Here is a 3,368-nt window from a genome sequence, read left to right as displayed (position 1 = left end):
ATGATAAAAGAGAAGAAACATCCACTGGAGACCGGTATGCCTATCCGATCCGCCTGACTTTTGGCCAGCGCCTGGCCTGGTAGCTGCCGTGCCATCCACCGCTGATGCGCTCGCACGGCAGTGCCGGGCAGGTGCGGTCGCATCGCATTGCCTGCCCCTGTGAAGAAAAAATCTTTTTGGAGACGCCATGAAGTACGTAAGAGGAATCCGCTGGTACATGGTGACCCTGGTCACCCTGGCCCTGATCGTCAATTACCTGGCCCGCAACACCTTGTCGGTGGCCGCCCCGACCATGATGAAAGAGCTGGATATGAATACCCAGCAATATTCCTACATCGTGGTGGCATGGCAGATCTGCTATGCGGTCATGCAGCCGGTGGCCGGCTATGTCCTCGATGCGGTGGGCACCAAGATCGGCTTCGGCATCTTTGCCCTGGCCTGGTCACTGGTGTGCGCCGCCGCCGCCATGGCCACCGGCTGGCAAAGCCTGGCCTTTTTCCGCGCGTTGCTGGGCATGACCGAAGCGGCTGGCATTCCAGGCGGGGTGAAGGCCTCTACCGAGTGGTTCCCGGCCAAGGAGCGCTCGGTGGCGATCGGCTGGTTCAACATCGGCTCTTCCATCGGTGCGCTGTGCGCGCCGCCGCTGGTGGTGTGGACCATCCTGCATGGTGGCTGGAAGATGTCCTTCGTGGTGGTGGGGGTGCTGGGTGTGCTGTGGTTCTTCCTGTGGATGCTGTTCTACAAGAGCCCGCGCGACCAGAAACTGCTCTCGCCGGAAGAGCGCGCCTATATCCTGGACGGCCAGGAAAAAGCCCCCGAGAAGGTGCAGCGCGAAAGCTGGACCAAGATCGTGCGCAGCCAGAATTTCTGGTCCATCGCCATTCCGCGCTTCCTGTCGGAACCGGCCTGGCAGACCTTTAATGCCTGGATTCCGCTGTACATGGCCACCGAGCGCCATATGAACATCAAGGAAATCGCCATGTTCGCCTGGCTGCCCTTCCTGGCGGCCGATATCGGGTGCGTGCTGGGCGGCTACCTGAGCCCCTTGTTCCACAAGCACCTGAAGGTGTCGCTGTTCACCTCGCGCAAGCTGGTCATGCTGGTGGGCAGCCTGGCCATGATCGGTCCGGCCTGCGTGGGCTTTGTCGATAGTCCTTATGTGGCCATCGGGCTGTTGTCCATCGGCGGCTTTGCGCACCAGACACTGTCGGGGGCCTTGTATTCGATTACCTCCGATGTCTTCACCCGCAATCAGGTGGCCACTGCCACCGGCCTGACCGGCATGAGCGGCTATCTGGGCGCCACCTTGTTCACGCTGCTCTTCGGCATCCTGGTCACGCAGATCGGCTATGGTCCCCTGTTCGTGCTGTTGGCGGCCTTCGATCTGGTGGCGGTGGCGGTGGTGTTTGCCATTGCCCGTCCGCGGCCGGAGGCGCTGGCCTGATTCGTTTGCGCAGCAAGTGACAGTGAAGGGCGGTGTCGTGAGACGCCGCCCTTTTGCATTCAAACGCTCACGCCACCCGCGTGCTTCACGCCGACAGCGGTGGCCGCTGCAGCGCCACCCAGGCTTGCACGGTCGGCCGCTGCCACTGCGCCTGGGCATAGACGGCCAGCCGCTCGGGCACAGGATCACCATGCAGGGCCAGGCGATTGAGCATCAGCGCCAGGTCGGTATCGGCGATGCACCACTGATCGAACAGGCAAGTTGCGCCTGGGGCCAGCAAGGCCTCGGCGAACCGGAACAGGCGTTGCGTCGCGGCCAGGGCTGCTGCAGTGAGCGGCGCCTTGCGCGCGCCGTAGAACAGCACTTGCGTATTGCGCTCCTCGCGAATGGCCATCAGGTCGCTGCGCAGCCAGGCCTGCACCTGGCGCGCGCGGGCGCGTTGTGCGGGATGCTGCGGATAGAGCGGCGGACCAGTGAAGCATTCTTCCAGGTATTCGGTGATGGCCGAGGATTCCGACAGCGCCAGACTACCGTGCACCAGCGTCGGCACCCGCGCCGTCAGGGACAGGGCGACATAGGGTGCTGCGTGCTGGGCTGCGGCATCGAGATCGACGGTGTGCAGTTCGAAGGGCAACTGCTTCTCGCGCAAGGCTACGCAGACCGACATGGCGTAGGGGCTGGCGTACTGGGCATCCACGTAGAGCTGCAGTGGCGGGGTGTTCAGATTGGTTTGCATGTAGACCTCATGAAGAACGATTGAAGAAAGCCGTTCCGCCGGCAGTACGCCGGGCAAGGTCTGGAAGGGGAAACGCTGCAATCCAGTCCCGCCAGGCGATCCGCCGGACGGGACGTGACATCCCCGTCAGCGGAGATGCTGTTTTTTGGTGTTCAGCCCGCCCACGCAAGAGCCTGCCGCCGCGAGGGCAGAGGGGCGCTGGGTGAGGGATCGGTTCTGGTGCATGGTGGGGATCGATGGGCTGAACGACGATAGTAAACGAGATCGGCGGGAAAGTTCAAATGGGCTGTGGTAATTCCTCACAGCGAGATTCAGAATCTTCGCTTTATGACTCGGCCCAGAGGAATGAGCATGTTCGGCACACACGGGAATTGTGACCTGCCCTCGGGAGTGCAATAATGGTGCAGATATTGTGCTCGCACGAGGACATCATGAACGATGGCAGTGCGGAAGCCATTCCGGCTTTTGGCCGCGACTTCGAGGCTTTCTTGAGTTTTCTGGGCGGAGCGGCTGCTCCGACTATCCTGTCTCCACGGCGCTTCTGCTTGTTGCTGAGCATGGACCTGCAAGCGCTGGCGGCCGCCGCGCATGTGCACAGGAATACGATTTCGCGTGCACCCGCGGCGGAAAGCGTTCAACGTTATCTGCGTGACGCTGTCCGCATCCTGCGTATCGGTACCGAGATAGCCGGGAGCGTGGAAAAATCCCTGTTCTGGTTCAAGAATTCCCCTTTACCGGTCTTTGACTACAAGTCTGCGCAGACCATGGTCTCGGAGGGGCGTACCGATGATCTGGTGCGCTATCTGTTGTCTCTGGATGCCGGTTTCGCGGGATGATCCTGACCAGTCTTGAGACGGTCGCCTATCGGGTTCATGTTCCACGCTGGTCATTTGTCCCGACTTCAGGTGCCGGTGCCGCGCGCTTCGGTGGCAGGCTCAATCGGCCAGGTGTTGCCGCCCTGTACCTGTCGCTGGATCCCGGCACGGCCTTGGCGGAATACCAGCAATTGGATGATCTGTTGCCTCCTGGCCTGATCGTGGCCTATCGGATCGTGATCGATCNGGTGGTGGATTTTCGCGGTGGCTATGCAGCGGGCTGGAGCCCATTATGGAAAGACTTCTATTGCGATTGGNCGCGTATGGTCTTTCATGAACGAGTTGAGCCGCCGTCCTGGGTGATGGGCGATGC

General features: G+C 61.5%; 4 protein-coding genes. 3 read left to right on the top strand and 1 reads right to left on the bottom strand.

Annotation, left to right across the window (positions count from 1 at the left end):
- Positions 1 to 187: 187 nt before the first annotated feature.
- Entirely contained in the window at positions 188 to 1,444 is a 1,257-nt protein-coding gene (locus I5W_RS11885; RefSeq protein WP_017450036.1) for an MFS transporter, read from the top strand.
- Positions 1,445 to 1,529: 85 nt separating this feature from the next.
- On the opposite strand, the gene yfcF is transcribed toward I5W_RS11885, so the two are convergent.
- Positions 1,530 to 2,180 carry a glutathione transferase gene (gene yfcF, locus I5W_RS11880; protein ID WP_044529377.1) on the bottom strand — a complete coding sequence of 217 codons (651 nt, stop codon included), beginning with the start codon at positions 2,178 to 2,180 and terminating at the stop codon, positions 1,530 to 1,532.
- A 431-nt stretch (positions 2,181 to 2,611) separates the two neighbouring features.
- Between yfcF and I5W_RS11875 the strand changes: the two genes are divergently transcribed.
- A complete protein-coding gene (locus I5W_RS11875; protein ID WP_026051875.1) occupies positions 2,612 to 3,016 on the top strand; it encodes a hypothetical protein in 405 nt (134 codons plus the stop codon).
- Positions 3,013 to 3,368: RES family NAD+ phosphorylase (locus I5W_RS29730; RefSeq protein WP_083893522.1), on the top strand; the 356-nt coding region annotated here is incomplete at its 3' end. The genes I5W_RS11875 and I5W_RS29730, both read left to right, overlap by 4 nt.

This window comes from Herbaspirillum sp. B65, assembly GCF_000333555.1.
Classification (GTDB): domain Bacteria; phylum Pseudomonadota; class Gammaproteobacteria; order Burkholderiales; family Burkholderiaceae_D; genus Herbaspirillum; species Herbaspirillum rubrisubalbicans.
Note: the sequence above shows the minus strand (reverse complement) of the source record. Positions and strands in the feature narration are given on the sequence as shown.